Consider the following 14,232-nt stretch of genomic DNA (forward strand, 5'->3'; position numbering starts at 1 on the left):
CGTTACCGGTCATGTGTCCAATATATGGAAATGGCGTTTGTGATATGTTATGTAAATACCATGGAGCTTCGTCATATCCGCTATTTCCTCGCCGTCGCTGAGGAAGGCAACTTCACCCGCGCCGCTGCCAAGTTGGGCATAGGCCAGCCACCGCTCAGTATCCAGATCAGGGATTTGGAAGCTGAAGTCGGCACTCAGTTGTTCCATCGTCTGTCGCACGGTGCCGAACTGACCGAGGCGGGCCAGGCTTTTTGGGACGCGGTGCATACAATGCCGGCGCAGGCAAACACTGCTATTCGTGCAGCGCAGAGGGCATCCCGAGGGGAAACCGGACGGTTGCGGCTCGGGTTTACCGGCACGGCGGCGCTCAGCCCCATCGTTTCGGCAACCATTCGTGCCTTTCATCGCAACTATCCCGAGGTGGAGTTGACGCTTGAGGAAGCCAATTCTGTGGCCCTGACCGCAGGCCTGATAGAAGGCAGGCTCGATGCCGCCATTCTGCGACCCAACAGTGCAGATCCGCCAGAAATTCGCGAATATTTGCTGAAACGTGAGCCGCTGGTCGCAGTTCTGCCTGTCGCGCATCCGGCGGTTACGGCAGGTTCCGATGTTGAACTGGCATCACTGTCCACAATACCGCTGATTGTTACACCACGCGAAATCGGCGTCAGCCTGCATGAGGCCGCCATCGCCGCCTGCCGTAGCGCCGGGTTTGAACCGCTGCTCGGACAGTTTGCGCCGCAGATTGCTTCTATCCTGTCTCTGGTTTCCGCTGAGTTGGGTTTTTCGCTTGTCCCGGCTTCCATGGCTCAGTTCAATGTCGTGGGCGTGGCATTCCTGACGCTGCGCAACGAACAGCCAACCGTCGATCTTGCGGTCGCGCATCTCAAGACACGGCCATCGCAATCGGCCCTGAATTTCACAAGGGTGGCGCGTAGCCTCAAATCGGGAGACGGAGAAGGTCTGTCATAGAGCTTTCAGAAAACCAATCTATCCTGCCGGCAGCTTGATTGGAGCGAGAGCGATCTATCGCTTGGCATGCATTCAAGGGAAGTTTTTGAAGAGCATATGGCGGACAGGGTGGGATTCGAACCCACGGTACGCTTTCACGCACACACGCGTTCCAGGCGTGCGCCTTAAACCACTCGGCCACCTGTCCTTCATGAGAGACTGCATGTTTTGGAAACCTGCAAATCAACTGGAACGGCGCGATATATACCGATGAATCTCAAAGGATCAACCGCAATTTGACACTTTTTTTTATCGCGGTGCAAAAGCCTGTGTATAGCGCGATTGCAAATCGCCTTTTCGGCCTTTAATTCTAAGGTTCTGACGAGATGATTTTCCCTGTGCAGCCTGTGAGGATATACGGCATTGAAATCTTTGGCGAGAATCCTGAGTTTCGTGCTCCTGTGTGTGGCCATTGTTGCGGGGACCTTTGATTCTATCCGCTCCGTCGCCACTTCTTCGGTTGATATGACCAGCACAATTGCTGCCTGGAAGGATATTTATCCGTCATCGCTGACCATGGCAGAAGGCACGGTGACGCACTATATTCATCCCGACGCCTGGGGATGGCTGGTAGCCTGGTTGAACAGTCTTCCTGCCTTCGCACTGTTTCTTGCTTTGGCATTGCTGTTTTGGATGGCCGGTTATCGCAAACCGCAAATCCGCAGCCGCTTTGGCTGACAGTCCCGCTCCACGCTGCATGTGAAACCTCAAGCAAACGGATCGTTTGATCTGCTGGAGAAGAGATATGTTCACGTTCGATAGCTATGCATCGAAAACAACAATGCCGACAATTGATTCGGCCATGCCCGGCCGCGACACGGTTATGCCGGTGCCGGAAACCCATTTCGTCAATGGCCATGCACTGAAAGAACCATACCCTGAGGGGACGCAGGTTATTTATCTTGGCATGGGCTGCTTCTGGGGCGCTGAGCGTCTTTTCTGGAAAGTGCCCGGCGTCTGGGTAACGGCTGTTGGTTATTCCGGCGGTTTGACCCCAAACCCGACCTATCAGGAAACAACCACAGGCCGCACCGGTCATGCCGAAGTGGTAAAGGTCGTTTATGACCCGTCCGTCGTTCCGCTTTCCGCGCTGTTGAAGCTGTTTTTTGAGGAACATGATCCAACACAGGGCATGCGTCAGGGCAATGATATCGGCACGACCTATCGTTCTGTGATCTACGCCACAACGCAGGAACAACTGGATGAAGCGTTGCATGCGCGCGACGTTTTCCAGCAAGCTTTGACGGATGCGGGAAAACCGGCGCCTATCACAACAGAGATAGAGCCACTAGAAACGTTTTATTACGCCGAGGACTATCATCAGCAATATCTTGCTAAAAATCCTGGTGGATATTGCGGGCTTCGCGGCACTGGCGTCAGCTGCAATATCGGCTAGTTTTTGATCAAAATGCCCGGCGGAAAGCTCAAAAAACAGACGTTTACGAGTTTTTCCACCGGGTAAAAAAACCGGATGAATTTTTCGTGCAGGCATGCAAGGATAAAAACAAGCACAGCCTCCAAAAAGGGCTGGCGGTTCCGCAGACATGCCTGTTAAGGGCTTGCGGGAGGACCTGATAAGATCAATTGCAACAACAGGGCTGCACGAATGAAAAAATCCATTTTGACTCTCTTCGCCATGGCTGCGATGTCTGCATCTGCATTGGCAGCAGATATCAAGCCGGCGCTGGTTTATGGTACCGGCGGTAAATTCGACAAATCCTTCAACGAAGCTGCCGCTGCCGGCGCTGAGAAGTTCAAGGCCGACACCGGCATCGAATTCCGCGATTTCGAGCCAACCAGCGACACGCAGGGTGAGCAGGCCATTCGCAACTTTGCAAGCAAGGGCTTCAACCCTGTTGTTGCCGTTTCCTTTGCATGGACATCGGCCATGGAAAAGGTTGCTGCAGAATATCCTGACACGAAGTTCGTGATCGTTGACTCCGTTGTCGAGCTGCCGAACGTCCGATCGGTTGTCTACAAGGAAGAAGAAGGTTCTTACCTCGTTGGCCTGCTGGCCGGCATGGCCTCCAAGACCGGTAAGGTCGGCTTCATCGGTGGTATGGACATTCCGCTGATCCGCAAGTTCGGTTGCGGTTATGTGCAGGGTGCAAAGGCTGCCAACGACAAGATCGAAGTTTTCCAGAACATGACCGGAACCACCGGTGCTGCATGGAACGACCCAGTTCGTGGTGGTGAATTGACCAAGAACCAGATCGACCAGGGTGCGGACGTCATCTACGCGGCAGCCGGTGCAACCGGTCTCGGCGTTCTCCAGACAGCTGCTGACAATGGCAAGTTCTCGATTGGTGTGGATTCCAACCAGAACCACCTGCATCCGGGCTCCGTGCTGACCTCGATGGTCAAGCGCGTCGATCTGGCCGTCTACAATGCTTATAAGGACACCCAGGACGACAAGTTCACCGGTGGTGTTCAGGCGCTCGGCGTTGCTCAAGACGGCGTCAGCTATGCGCTCGACAACGACAACAAGGCGCTCATCACGCCTGAAATGGTTGCGGCCGTTGACAAGGCAAAGGCTGACATCATTGCCGGTACCGTAAAGGTCCACGACTATATGTCGGATAACTCCTGCCCGAAATGATATGACATTTGAGGGGCGTATGGCTTTGTGCCATACGCCCTTTCCATATCCAGATTTGGAGATTTTCCGATTTGAGCACGCAGCTTGCAATCGAACTTGTTGGCATCGATAAAAAATTCGGCGCCGTTCACGCCAATAAAAACATCAATCTTGCGGTTGCCAAAGGATCCATCCACGGCATCATTGGTGAGAATGGTGCTGGCAAATCCACACTCATGTCGATCCTCTATGGATTTTATCAGGCCGATTCCGGTGAGATAAAAATGAATGGAGCGCCGGTGTCCATCAAGGACAGCCAGGCTGCGATCAGTGCTGGAATTGGCATGGTGCACCAGCACTTCATGCTGGTCGAAAATTTCACCGTGCTTGAGAACGTTATTCTGGGAGCGGAAAGCGGAGCTCTGCTGAAGCAAGGCGTTAACGCAGCCCGCACGGAACTGAAACGTCTTGAGGCGGATTACGGTCTTGAAGTCGACCCCGATGCAGTAATCGAAGAACTGCCGGTGGGCCTTCAACAGCGTGTTGAAATCCTCAAAGCCATGTACCGTGGCGCTGAAATCCTCATTCTCGATGAGCCGACCGGCGTGCTGACTCCGGCCGAGGCCGACCATCTCTTCAAGATTCTCGGCGTGCTGCGCGATCAGGGCAAAACCGTAATTCTCATCACCCATAAGCTGCGCGAAATCATGGCCATTACCGACACGGTATCCGTGATGCGTCGGGGCGAAATGGTCGCGACCCGCAAAACCGCTGAAACCTCGGTCGAGGAATTGGCTGAACTGATGGTTGGCCGCCGCGTTCTTCTGCGTGTAGAAAAAGGCGAGGCATCTCCTGCTCAAACACTGATGTCGGTCCGCAACCTGACGGTCAAGGACAGCCGCGGCGTCGATATGGTCAAGAACGTATCCTTCGACGTTCGTGCTGGCGAAATTGTCGGCATTGCCGGCGTTGCTGGCAACGGCCAATCGGAATTGCTAGAAGCAATCGCCGGCATTCGCAAACCGCATTCGGGAGAAATCCTGTTTGATGGCAAGACGATCGACAAGGCCGATCCGGCATTGCTTCGCGATCTTGGCCTTGCCCATATTCCAGAAGACCGCCACCACATGGGTCTGGTGTTGAAGTTCGAGGAATATGAAAACTCCATCCTCGGTTACCACCGCGATGAGCGGTACGGCAAAGGCCCGTTCCTTAATCCCGAAGCCATGCGCAAGGATGCCGAAGAGAAGATCGAGAGATACGATATTCGCCCGCCGAATGCCCATCTGAAAACCGCGAATTTTTCCGGGGGCAACCAGCAGAAAATCGTCGTTGCGCGCGAAATCGAGCGCGACCCGAAGATGTTGATTATCGGCCAGCCGACCCGCGGTGTTGATATTGGTGCGATCGAATTCATTCATCGTCGCATCATTGAAATGCGGGATGCCGGTAAGGCCATCCTTCTCGTTTCCGTGGAACTGGATGAAATACGCTCTCTCTCTGACCGGATCATCGTGATGTTCGATGGTCAGATCGTGGGAGAAAAAACGGCTGATGCCGAAGAACAGACACTTGGCCTGATGATGGCCGGCATCGCCGCATGAGGGCCTTATGAGCACTGCTTCCGTACCACTTCCGAATTGGATTTCTTACGGCCTCATGCCGTTGTTGAACATCATGACGGCTTTTCTGATCTCGGGCCTTGTTGTCTGGTCGATAGGTGAAGATCCGTTCGCCGCCCTTAATCTGCTGGTGCAGGGCGCACTGGGCCGTGGTGATGCCATCGGTTTTACGCTGTTTTACACCACCAGCTTCATCTTCACCGGTCTTGCCGTGGCCGTTGCCTTTCATGCCGGTCTTTTCAATATCGGTGCTGAAGGTCAGGCCTATGTTGGCGGTCTGGGTGCGGCCATCGTTGCCATGTCTCTCGACCACTATGTGCCGTGGTATGTAACGATGCCATTCGCCGTTATCGGCGCGGCATTGTTTGGTGCGGCCTGGGCGTTCATCCCGGCCTGGCTACAGGCCAAGCGCGGCAGCCACGTGGTTATTACCACCATCATGTTCAACTTCATCGGTGCAGCCTTGATGGTCTACCTGCTGGTGAATGTGTTTATTGTTCCGGGCAAGATGGCGCCGGAAACCCGCACATTCCTACCCGGTGGCCAACTGCCCAAGCTGGATTGGCTGATGGCGATTTTTGGCATGAAGCTTGGCCCGGCACCGTTTAACGTGTCGTTCCTGATTGCGCTAGTCATGTGTTTCCTTGTCTGGGTGCTGATTTGGCGCACCAAACTTGGCTATGAAATGCGCACGCTCGGTATCAGCCCTTCGGCAGCAGTCTATGCCGGCATCCCCTACGCACGTACGGTGATCATCGCCATGCTGATTTCCGGTGGACTGGCCGGCATGATGGCGCTGAACCCGGTCATGGGCGCCTCGGGACGTTTGCAGGTTGAGTTCGTGGGTGGGGCGGGCTTTGTCGGCATCGCCGTTTCCCTGATGGGGCGCAGCCATCCACTTGGCATTCTATTTGCCGCGCTGCTGTTTGGCATTCTCTACCAGGGCGGTGCCGACCTGTCGTTTGAAATGCCGAATATCACCCGCGAAATGATCGTTGTGATCCAGGGTCTGGTGATCCTGTTTGCCGGTGCACTTGAATATATGTACCGCCCCGCGCTGGTGCGCATCTACCAGCAATTTACGAAAGGGTGAGAAACCATGGATTTTTTCGATATCGTCGTCAGCATTCTTGGTTCGACCGTTCGTTTGACAATTCCGCTGCTGTTTACAGCGCTTGCCGGTCTGTTTTCTGAACGTGCCGGGGTGTTTGATATCGGCCTTGAAGGCAAGATGCTGGCTGCGGCCTTTGCATCGGCCTGTGTGGCCTATGTCACGGCCAACCCGTGGCTTGGTCTGTTTGCCGGTATTGCCGTTTCGATCCTGTTCTCGCTGACCCACGGTTTTGCCGTGATTACCAATCGTGGCAACCAGATCGTGTCCGGCGTCGCGCTGAACTTCATTGCAGCGGGTCTAACGGTGGTGTTGGGGCAGGCATGGTTCGGGCAGGGTGGTCGTACACCGCAGTTGGCTGGTGGTGGCCGTTTCACACCCATTACCTTGCCGGGCGTTGATCTGGTCAGGGACATTCCATTTATCGGGCCGCTCTATGCCAACGTTATTTCCGGCCACAATATCCTTACTTATCTCGCTTTCCTCGCCGTACCACTATCGTGGTGGGTGCTTTACCGCACACGGTTTGGCCTGCGCCTTCGCGCTGTGGGTGAAAATCCCGGCGCCGTCGATACCGCAGGTATTTCCGTTACATGGATGCGTTATCGTGCGGTGATCGTTGCCGGCTTCCTGTGCGGCTTTTCGGGCGCCTATCTGGCGATTGCGCAGTCGGCTGCGTTCATTGCCAATATGTCGGCGGGTAAAGGTTACATCGCGCTTGCCGCCCTGATCTTTGCCAAATGGAAGCCTGTTCCTGTCATGTTTGCATGTCTGTTGTTCGGTTTCCTGGATGCGGTTGCCAACTTCATGCAGGGCAAATCCGTGCCGCTGATCGGTGAAGTACCGGTACAGATATTCCAGGCACTGCCGTATATTCTGACCTGCGTCCTGCTGGCCGGGTTTATTGGTGTCGCAAAACCGCCGAAGGCCGGTGGTGTTGCCTATTCGAAGGAACGCTGAACATGTCTCACGATCTTTTTGAAGCCGCGCGCGATGCCATGTCATTTGCCCATGCCCCCTATTCGAAGTTCCCTGTCGGCGCGGCTATCCGCGCCGAGGATGGGCAGATCTACAAGGGCGCCAACATCGAGAACCTGTCCTTCCCGCAGGGCTGGTGTGCTGAGCCTAGCGCCATTAGCGCCATGATCATGGGCGGAGCCAAACAGATCAAGGAAATCGCCGTGATTGCCGAAAAGCTGGCGCTCTGCCCGCCCTGTGGTGGCTGCCGTCAGAAGATTGCGGAATTCGCAAATGCGGATACCAAGGTCTATCTTTGCGATGAGACCGGCGTTCAGAAGGTCATGTCGATGGATGAACTTCTGCCTTTCAGCTTCAAGACCGAGCTGCCTTGATGTCACAAGCTATTTTCGATCTGCTGGTAGATCGTTTGCAAGGCATGATGCCGCGCGTCGCCATCGTGCTGGGCTCCGGCCTTGGTTCGCTCGTTGAAGAATTGACCGATGCGGTTCGGATCCCGTTTTCAGAACTGCCGGATTTTCCGGCAAGCGGCGTTTCCGGTCATGCCGGTGAGCTGGTTGCCGGTTACCTCGGTGGCGAACCGGTCATCATGCTGTCTGGCCGTGTGCATTATTATGAAAAAGGCGACGCCGCTGCCATGCGCGTTCCGATCGAGGCGCTGGCCGGTCTTGGCGTGCAATCGCTGATCCTGACCAATTCGGCTGGGTCGCTGCGTGAAGATATGCCGCCCGGCTCGGTGATGCAGATCGTCGACCACATCAACTATTCTGGCATGAACCCGCTGATTGGCGAGGAAAGTGATCGCCGTTTCGTGGGCATGACCACCGCCTATGATGCGGAAATGGCCGTTGCGATGCGCAATGCTGCCATTCGCGCTGGTGTGCCAATGTTGAGCGGCGTCTACATGTGGTTTTCCGGTCCAAGCTTTGAAACACCCGCCGAAATCCGGATGGCGCGCATTCTCGGTGCAGATGCCGTCGGCATGTCCACCGTGCCGGAAGTCATTCTTGCCAGATTTTTTGGCATGCGCGTTGCCGCTGCATCGGTTATTACCAATTATGGTGCAGGCATGACAGGGGCTGAACTCAGCCACGAAGAAACCAAGGACATGGCACCGATCGGTGGAAAGCGCCTTGCTGCTATCGTGCGCGAAATGATTTCAGGAGGAGAATAACATGGAACTCCAGAGCTCTCGCGAAGCTGCGGCTCTCGCATTGTCACTGCTTGACCTCACCAACCTGAATGATGACTGCACGCCTGAACAGATTGCCGCACTGATCAATCGTGCGCAGACGTCCTATGGCAACACGGCTGCGATTTGCATCTGGCCACGGTATGTTGCACAGGCGCGGGCCGCCTTCGGCTCAAACCACAGCGTGAAAATCGCGACAGTTGTTAATTTTCCGTCGGGTGATCTCGACGTTGCAACAGTGGTCAGGGAAACCGAACGTGCGGTTGCCGATGGCGCCGATGAGATCGACCTGGTGATCCCTTACAAAAAACTGCTGGCCGGCGATGAGGCGGCCGTTTCGGAAATGGTCGCTGCAGTGCGCAAGGTCTGCCCGGCACCTGTTCTGCTGAAGGTCATTCTGGAAAGCGGGGAAATCAAGGATCGCGTTCTTATTCGCCGCGCGTCGGAAATTTCCATCGCCGAAGGTGCAGACTTCATCAAGACTTCCACCGGCAAGGTATCCACCAATGCCACGCTAGAGGCGGCAGACATCATGTTGCAGGCCATTCGCGACAGCAGGCAGAAGGTCGGTTTCAAGCCATCGGGTGGCATTTCCAGTGTCGACGATGCAACGCTCTACCTGCGACTGGCTGAAACGATCATGCAGCCAAATTGGGCCATGCCATCCACCTTCCGTTTTGGTGCCTCCAGCCTGCTGGATGACATCTTGAACGTGCTGGGTGGCGGTACATCGGCCAAAGTTTCCAACGGATACTGATCTTGCTGCCACAAGAAATCATCCGCCGTAAACGTGATGGGGAAATTCTGGACGCTGCAGACATCGCAGTGTTCATCGATGGTTTGGCCAAAGAGCGAATTTCTGAAGGCCAGGCGGCCGCATTTGCCATGGCTGTCTATTTCAACGGCATGACACGTGATGAAACCGTCGCCCTGACACTGGCCATGCGCGATAGCGGTGAGGTGTTGGATTGGAGCGATATCGGCCTGCCGATTGCCGATAAACACTCGACTGGTGGTGTCGGTGACAATGTCTCCTTGATGTTGGCTCCCATTGTTGCGGCCTGTGGTGTCGCCGTGCCGATGATTTCCGGGCGTGGTCTTGGCCATACCGGTGGTACGCTGGACAAGCTGGAATCGATACCGGGCTATAATATCGCCCCTGACGCTGCGCTGTTTCGTGATGTGTTGCGACAGGCAGGCTGCGCTATCATTGGCCAAACGGCCAATCTCGCGCCGGCAGACCGGCGGCTTTACGCCATCAGGGACATTACCGCGACCGTTGAATCTGTGCCACTGATTACGGCTTCTATCCTTTCCAAAAAACTGGCTGCTGGTCTGCAATCTCTCGTTCTTGATGTGAAGATCGGGAATGGCGCGTTCATGCAAAACAAGCAGGATGCGGAAACACTGGCTCGTTCCCTCGTCGAGGTTGCCAATGGCGCCGGCGTCAACACATCCGCCTTGATCACCGACATGAACCAGCCGTTGGCCGATGCGGCCGGCAATACGCTTGAAATCATCAACTGCCTCGATTTTCTGGCGGGAAAAAAAGCGGGCACCCGACTTGAGCGGGTAGTGATGGCCTTTGCTGCGGAAATGCTGTTGCAGGCCGGTGTGGCCTCCGGTGTTGCCGACGCCCATGATCAGGCCATGCACGCCCTGTCGTCAGGTCGGGCCTTGGAACATTTTGCGCGGATGGTCACCTTGCTTGGCGGGCCAGCTGATTTTGTCGAACGCTCTGGCGAATATCTTGTCGCAGCGCCTGTCGTTCATCCGGTTCTGGCGAAAGACAGCGGTTGGCTCGCCGCCTGTGAAACCCGTGATATCGGTATGGCCGTGGTCGAACTCGGTGGTGGCCGTGTCGCGGCGACAGACACGATCGACCATCGTGTTGGACTGTCCGCTATAAAGCCGCTGGGAAGCCGCGTTGAAGCCGGCGATGAGATTGCGCTGGTTCATGCCGCTGACCAAGATCAGGCACGCCATATGGCGCAGAAACTGGCCGGACTTTATACGATCAGTGATGAAAAGCCGGAACCAACAACCGAAATCGTGGCACGCATTACCTGACCAGCTTCAGGGTGCCGTTTTCAACCTTGAAAGATGACAGCTTGCGAAGGAATGTCATGCCGATAAGCGTTGTGCTGAGCGCCTCGTTTTTCATGACATAGGCTTCAACGTCGCGCACACGGATATTGCCGAGTTCCACCCGGTCCAGATTGATATAGGCGGCCTTTGTACGACCGTTGGCCGTTGATACCGGATATTTGAAATCGAGGCTGTTGACGCCGTAACCCAAGCGCCGCGCTGTTGCTTCGTTGATGACGATTGCCGATGCGCCGGTGTCGATCAGCCCGTCGACCGCCTTGCCATTCAATTTGAGTGTCGCATTGAAATGGCCGCGCGCATCCTGTTTCAGCACCACCGAACCCGGTGTAATGGCAACCTCGCGAACGGGGGCCGATACGGTCGGTGTTTCCTGCGGCTTTTCAGTCAGCATCTTGACGATTGCCGGGACCTGCGTTGCGCTGGCCGAAAGACTGATCAGTAAAAAGACGCTGCGCATAAACATAGGGACAATCTCGTTTTAACCGGACAAGCTTTCGCAAGGTATCGTCGGGTAAATATAGTCCGTTATGTTTTGCAGGATGCAAATAAAACGGCCATTTGTCCTGACTTATAAGGACAAATGGCCGTTCTGGTTAAGAGACGATGAAGGCTCTATTATTTCGTGCCGTACATACGGTCGCCTGCGTCACCAAGACCAGGAACGATATAGCCCTGTTCATTGAGATGGCGATCAATCGCGGCCGTGTAAATCGGAACATCCGGATGTGCTTCCTGGAAGTTCTTGATGCCTTCAGGGGCGGCCAGCAGGCAAAGGAAACGAATGTTCTTTGCACCACGTTCCTTGAGCTTTTCAACAGCTGCAATCGAGGAGTTGCCGGTGGCAAGCATCGGGTCAACAACGATGACCAGGCGGGCATCAAGGCTTTCCGGAGCCTTGAAGTAATATTCAACCGCTTCCAGCGTATCGTGGTCGCGGTAAACGCCAATATGCGAGACGCGGGCCGAAGGCACCAGCTCCAGCATGCCTTCCAGAAGGCCGTTGCCAGCGCGCAGAATGGACGCAAAAACAAGCTTCTTGCCTTCCAGAACCGGTGCTTCAATCGTTTCCATCGGCGTGTCGATGGTTTCTATCGTCATTTCGAGATCGCGTGTGACCTCATAGCAAAGCAGCGTTGAGATTTCCCTCAACAGGCGACGAAAGCCTGCCGTCGAGGTTTCTTTTTTGCGCATGATGGTGAGTTTATGCTGCACCAGCGGATGCTTGATGACTGTGACGCCGTTCATGGAGAAATGACCTTCCCTCTGTTTGTTATCTTGCTCTTCTATGTCACCGACCCTTGCTTTCGCAAGGGTTTCAGAAGGTTTTACCCTGTCATATGGCCTTTTACGCAGCACTCTCGTCCAGACGGGCAAGCAGTGCAGTGCGGGTGGCCTCGTCAACGAAGGCCGCCTCAAGCGATGTGCGGGTCAGTTGATCGATTTCCGGCTTGGAAAATCCGAAAACACCGGCGGCAAGGTCATATTCGCGCTGCAGCGAGGTATGGAAAAATGGCGGGTCATCCGAACTGATGCAGACACGCACACCGGCTTCCTTCAGGCGGCGCAGCGGGTGGCTTTCAAAATCCGGATAGATGTCCAAGGCAATGTTGGAGCCAGGGCAAACCTCAAGCACCGTGCCGGTTTCCACCAGTCGTTCGACCAGTGCCGCATCTTCGATCGAGCGAACACCGTGACCGATGCGCGATGGCTTGACCAGATCCAGCGCATCGCTGACGCTGAATGCGCCACACACTTCACCGGCATGGATCGTGAGGCCAAGACCAGCATCACGGGCGATGTCGAAGGCGCGGGCATAATCGGCGACGCGGCCCATGCGTTCTTCACCAGCGATGTTAAAGCCGGTGATCAACGGATGTTTGACGCGTGCGGCATATTCCGCAGCGGCAATAACCTTTTCCGGTCCGAAATGACGCTCACCTGTCACGATAATGCGCGCTTCGATGCCCGTCTTTTCCTTGGCCGCTTCAATACCAGCGACGACACCGGCAAGATACGCGTCAGCACCCAGACCGATACGGTCACCATGATCCGGCGAGATGATAAGCTCACTGTAGATCGTGTCGACGGCCGCCAGTTCTGCAAGATAGGTTTCGGTCAGAAGGGCATAATCTTCCTCAGTGCGGAATACCGCGGCCACCGCATCGTAACAGCGAATGAACTCTGCAAAATCTGACCAGACATAAGCGCCGTCCCGCAGGAAGGAACTGCTGTCGATACCGTATTTTTCGGCCTGTTTTGCAACAAGGGCAGGCGGGGCTGCACCCTCAAGGTGGCAATGAATTTCTGCTTTTAATAGTTTCGTCGTCACATAAAGCTCCTGCCGTATTTTCCCGGCTCTATTCCCAGATGTGCAGCAACGCTTTCGCCAATGTCGGCAAAGGTGCTGCGAATTCCTATGCTGCGTGAACGGATGCCCGGACCAAACACCATGATTGGTACTCGTTCGCGTGTATGGTCGGTTCCGCGCCATGTCGGATCACAGCCGTGGTCGGCCGTAATGACGGCAATATCACCGGGGCGCATCTTGCGGTGTATTTCTGGAAGCTGCAGATCAAAAGCCTCCAGAGCTGCCGCATATCCGGCAACATCCCGCCGGTGGCCGTACAGCATGTCAAAATCAACGAAGTTGGTAAAAACCAGATCACCGTCTTCGGCTTCATCAATTGTCTTGAGTGTGGCTTGCATCAACGCTTCGTTGCCATTGGCCTTGATGACGCGGCTAACGCCCTGATGGGCATAGATGTCGCCGATCTTGCCAATGGCATGTACGTTGCGACCTGCCGCAACCAGCCGGTCAAGCAGGGTTGGCTCCGGTGGCAAAACGGAAAAATCGCGCCGGTTGCCGGTCCGCTGGAAGGTCGCTGCGGTTTCGCCGACAAAGGGTCGCGCAATGACGCGCCCGATATTGAGCGGATCCAGCAAAACGCGTACGGCCTTGCAAAGCTCGATCAGGCGCTCGAGGCCGAAATATCGCTCATGTGCTGCGATCTGAAAAACCGAGTCCGACGAAGTGTAGCACATTGGTTTGCCGGTCCTGATATGTTCGGCACCGAGTTTGGCAATCACATCCGTACCGGAGGCATGGCAGTTGCCGAGAATGCCGGGAATGTTGCCGTCGCGACAGATCGCGTCGACCAGTTCCGGGGAAAATGCATCACCTTCGCTAGGGAAATATCCCCAGTCGAATGAAACCGGTGTGCCGGCGATTTCCCAGTGACCGGACGGGGTATCCTTACCATTGGAGACTTCACTGGCGCTGCCATAAAGGCCAAAAATTCGTGAGGGAATGCGCATTCCCAGCGGAAACTCACCGGTCGCCTGGCGGGATATGTGCACGAGGCCAAGCGATGACATGTTGGGCAAATCGAGCGGACCGGACCGCAAACCGGGCCGGTCAGCCGCGCCGGCTGCGCAAAATTCGGCAATATGACCCAGAGTGTTTGAGCCATCATCGCCGTATCGTATCGCATCGACAGCTCCGCCAACGCCGAAGGAATCGAGAACGAGTAGAAATGCGCGTGCCATCAACCACCTGAATTATGCACCGGCGTGTTAGCCAGAACGTGTCCTAAACAATGCCTGCAGGCGAGAAGTTGGGGCCTCTGCAACT

15 protein-coding genes and 1 tRNA gene are annotated in these 14,232 nt (G+C 55.3%); 11 read left to right on the forward strand and 5 right to left on the reverse strand.

Annotated features, from left to right (window positions below; translation table 11 throughout):
• Positions 1–60: 60 nt before the first annotated feature.
• Positions 61–972: a LysR substrate-binding domain-containing protein gene (locus PYL13_RS03815; RefSeq protein ID WP_275640525.1), complete on the forward strand. Its 912-nt coding sequence runs from the start codon at positions 61–63 to the stop codon at positions 970–972.
• A 97-nt stretch (positions 973–1,069) separates the two neighbouring features.
• Here PYL13_RS03815 and PYL13_RS03820 read toward each other — a convergent pair.
• Positions 1,070–1,159 (reverse strand) — tRNA-Ser (locus PYL13_RS03820).
• A 215-nt stretch (positions 1,160–1,374) separates the two neighbouring features.
• Here PYL13_RS03820 and PYL13_RS03825 point away from each other — a divergent pair.
• The 10 genes from PYL13_RS03825 (at position 1,375) to deoA (ending at position 10,562) form a co-directional block, all read left to right on the forward strand.
• Complete coding sequence (locus PYL13_RS03825; protein ID WP_275640526.1) at positions 1,375–1,689, forward strand: hypothetical protein; 315 nt, start codon at positions 1,375–1,377, stop codon at positions 1,687–1,689.
• Between the two features lie 67 nt (positions 1,690–1,756).
• Positions 1,757–2,407, forward strand: coding sequence for a peptide-methionine (S)-S-oxide reductase MsrA (msrA, locus tag PYL13_RS03830; RefSeq protein WP_275640527.1), 651 nt, complete (start codon positions 1,757–1,759; stop codon positions 2,405–2,407).
• Between the two features lie 210 nt (positions 2,408–2,617).
• Entirely contained in the window at positions 2,618–3,610 is a 993-nt protein-coding gene (locus tag PYL13_RS03835; RefSeq protein WP_192486948.1) for a BMP family lipoprotein, read from the forward strand.
• 71 nt (positions 3,611–3,681) lie between these two features.
• Positions 3,682–5,193 (forward strand): ABC transporter ATP-binding protein, encoded by a 1,512-nt coding sequence (locus PYL13_RS03840; protein WP_275640528.1) that lies wholly within the window; start codon positions 3,682–3,684, stop codon positions 5,191–5,193.
• A gap of 7 nt (positions 5,194–5,200) precedes the next feature.
• Entirely contained in the window at positions 5,201–6,304 is a 1,104-nt protein-coding gene (locus tag PYL13_RS03845; protein WP_250983534.1) for an ABC transporter permease, read from the forward strand.
• A 6-nt stretch (positions 6,305–6,310) separates the two neighbouring features.
• Complete coding sequence (locus PYL13_RS03850) at positions 6,311–7,282, forward strand: ABC transporter permease (protein ID WP_192486951.1); 972 nt, start codon at positions 6,311–6,313, stop codon at positions 7,280–7,282.
• Positions 7,283–7,284: 2 nt separating this feature from the next.
• Complete coding sequence (locus PYL13_RS03855) at positions 7,285–7,674, forward strand: cytidine deaminase (RefSeq protein ID WP_250983536.1); 390 nt, start codon at positions 7,285–7,287, stop codon at positions 7,672–7,674.
• Complete coding sequence (locus PYL13_RS03860; protein WP_192486953.1) at positions 7,674–8,474, forward strand: purine-nucleoside phosphorylase; 801 nt, start codon at positions 7,674–7,676, stop codon at positions 8,472–8,474. Before PYL13_RS03855 ends, PYL13_RS03860 begins: the two co-directional genes overlap by 1 nt.
• A 1-nt stretch (position 8,475) precedes the next feature.
• Positions 8,476–9,249, forward strand: a complete 774-nt coding sequence (gene deoC, locus PYL13_RS03865) for a deoxyribose-phosphate aldolase (RefSeq protein WP_275640529.1) — start codon at positions 8,476–8,478, stop codon at positions 9,247–9,249.
• Positions 9,246–10,562 carry a thymidine phosphorylase gene (gene deoA / locus PYL13_RS03870; protein ID WP_275641368.1) on the forward strand — a complete coding sequence of 439 codons (1,317 nt, stop codon included), beginning with the start codon at positions 9,246–9,248 and terminating at the stop codon, positions 10,560–10,562. The genes deoC and deoA overlap by 4 nt, the downstream gene beginning before the upstream one ends.
• On the opposite strand, the gene PYL13_RS03875 is transcribed toward deoA, so the two are convergent.
• The 4 genes from PYL13_RS03875 to PYL13_RS03890 all read right to left on the reverse strand — a co-directional run bounded on the left by PYL13_RS03875 (position 10,555) and on the right by PYL13_RS03890 (position 14,147).
• Positions 10,555–11,064 (reverse strand): TIGR02281 family clan AA aspartic protease, encoded by a 510-nt coding sequence (locus PYL13_RS03875; protein ID WP_275640530.1) that lies wholly within the window; start codon positions 11,062–11,064, stop codon positions 10,555–10,557. The genes deoA and PYL13_RS03875 overlap by 8 nt on opposite strands.
• A 152-nt stretch (positions 11,065–11,216) precedes the next feature.
• Positions 11,217–11,846 carry a uracil phosphoribosyltransferase gene (gene upp / locus PYL13_RS03880; RefSeq protein ID WP_275640531.1) on the reverse strand — a complete coding sequence of 210 codons (630 nt, stop codon included), beginning with the start codon at positions 11,844–11,846 and terminating at the stop codon, positions 11,217–11,219.
• A 100-nt stretch (positions 11,847–11,946) separates the two neighbouring features.
• On the reverse strand, positions 11,947–12,930 hold the full coding sequence (locus PYL13_RS03885; protein ID WP_275640532.1) for an adenosine deaminase: 984 nt from the start codon (positions 12,928–12,930) through the stop codon (positions 11,947–11,949).
• Positions 12,927–14,147, reverse strand: coding sequence for a phosphopentomutase (locus tag PYL13_RS03890; RefSeq protein ID WP_275640533.1), 1,221 nt, complete (start codon positions 14,145–14,147; stop codon positions 12,927–12,929). Before PYL13_RS03890 ends, PYL13_RS03885 begins: the two co-directional genes overlap by 4 nt.
• Positions 14,148–14,232: the final 85 nt, after the last annotated feature.

This window comes from Agrobacterium sp. Azo12 (assembly GCF_029193765.2).
In the GTDB taxonomy this organism is placed as follows: Bacteria; Pseudomonadota; Alphaproteobacteria; order Rhizobiales; family Rhizobiaceae; genus Agrobacterium.

Bases quoted from the DNA above. Each gene is read 5' to 3' on its own strand.
- PYL13_RS03835 (WP_192486948.1), top strand. From the start codon at position 2,618: ATGAAAAAATCCATTTTGACTCTCTTCGCCATGGCTGCGATGTCTGCA.
- PYL13_RS03875 (WP_275640530.1), bottom strand. From the start codon at position 11,064: ATGTTTATGCGCAGCGTCTTTTTACTGATCAGTCTTTCGGCCAGCGCA.
- upp (WP_275640531.1), bottom strand. From the start codon at position 11,846: ATGAACGGCGTCACAGTCATCAAGCATCCGCTGGTGCAGCATAAACTC.
- PYL13_RS03815 (WP_275640525.1), top strand. From the start codon at position 61: ATGGAGCTTCGTCATATCCGCTATTTCCTCGCCGTCGCTGAGGAAGGC.
- msrA (WP_275640527.1), top strand. From the start codon at position 1,757: ATGTTCACGTTCGATAGCTATGCATCGAAAACAACAATGCCGACAATT.
- PYL13_RS03860 (WP_192486953.1), top strand. From the start codon at position 7,674: ATGTCACAAGCTATTTTCGATCTGCTGGTAGATCGTTTGCAAGGCATG.
- PYL13_RS03890 (WP_275640533.1), bottom strand. From the start codon at position 14,147: ATGGCACGCGCATTTCTACTCGTTCTCGATTCCTTCGGCGTTGGCGGA.
- PYL13_RS03855 (WP_250983536.1), top strand. From the start codon at position 7,285: ATGTCTCACGATCTTTTTGAAGCCGCGCGCGATGCCATGTCATTTGCC.
- PYL13_RS03845 (WP_250983534.1), top strand. From the start codon at position 5,201: ATGAGCACTGCTTCCGTACCACTTCCGAATTGGATTTCTTACGGCCTC.
- PYL13_RS03850 (WP_192486951.1), top strand. From the start codon at position 6,311: ATGGATTTTTTCGATATCGTCGTCAGCATTCTTGGTTCGACCGTTCGT.
- deoC (WP_275640529.1), top strand. From the start codon at position 8,476: ATGGAACTCCAGAGCTCTCGCGAAGCTGCGGCTCTCGCATTGTCACTG.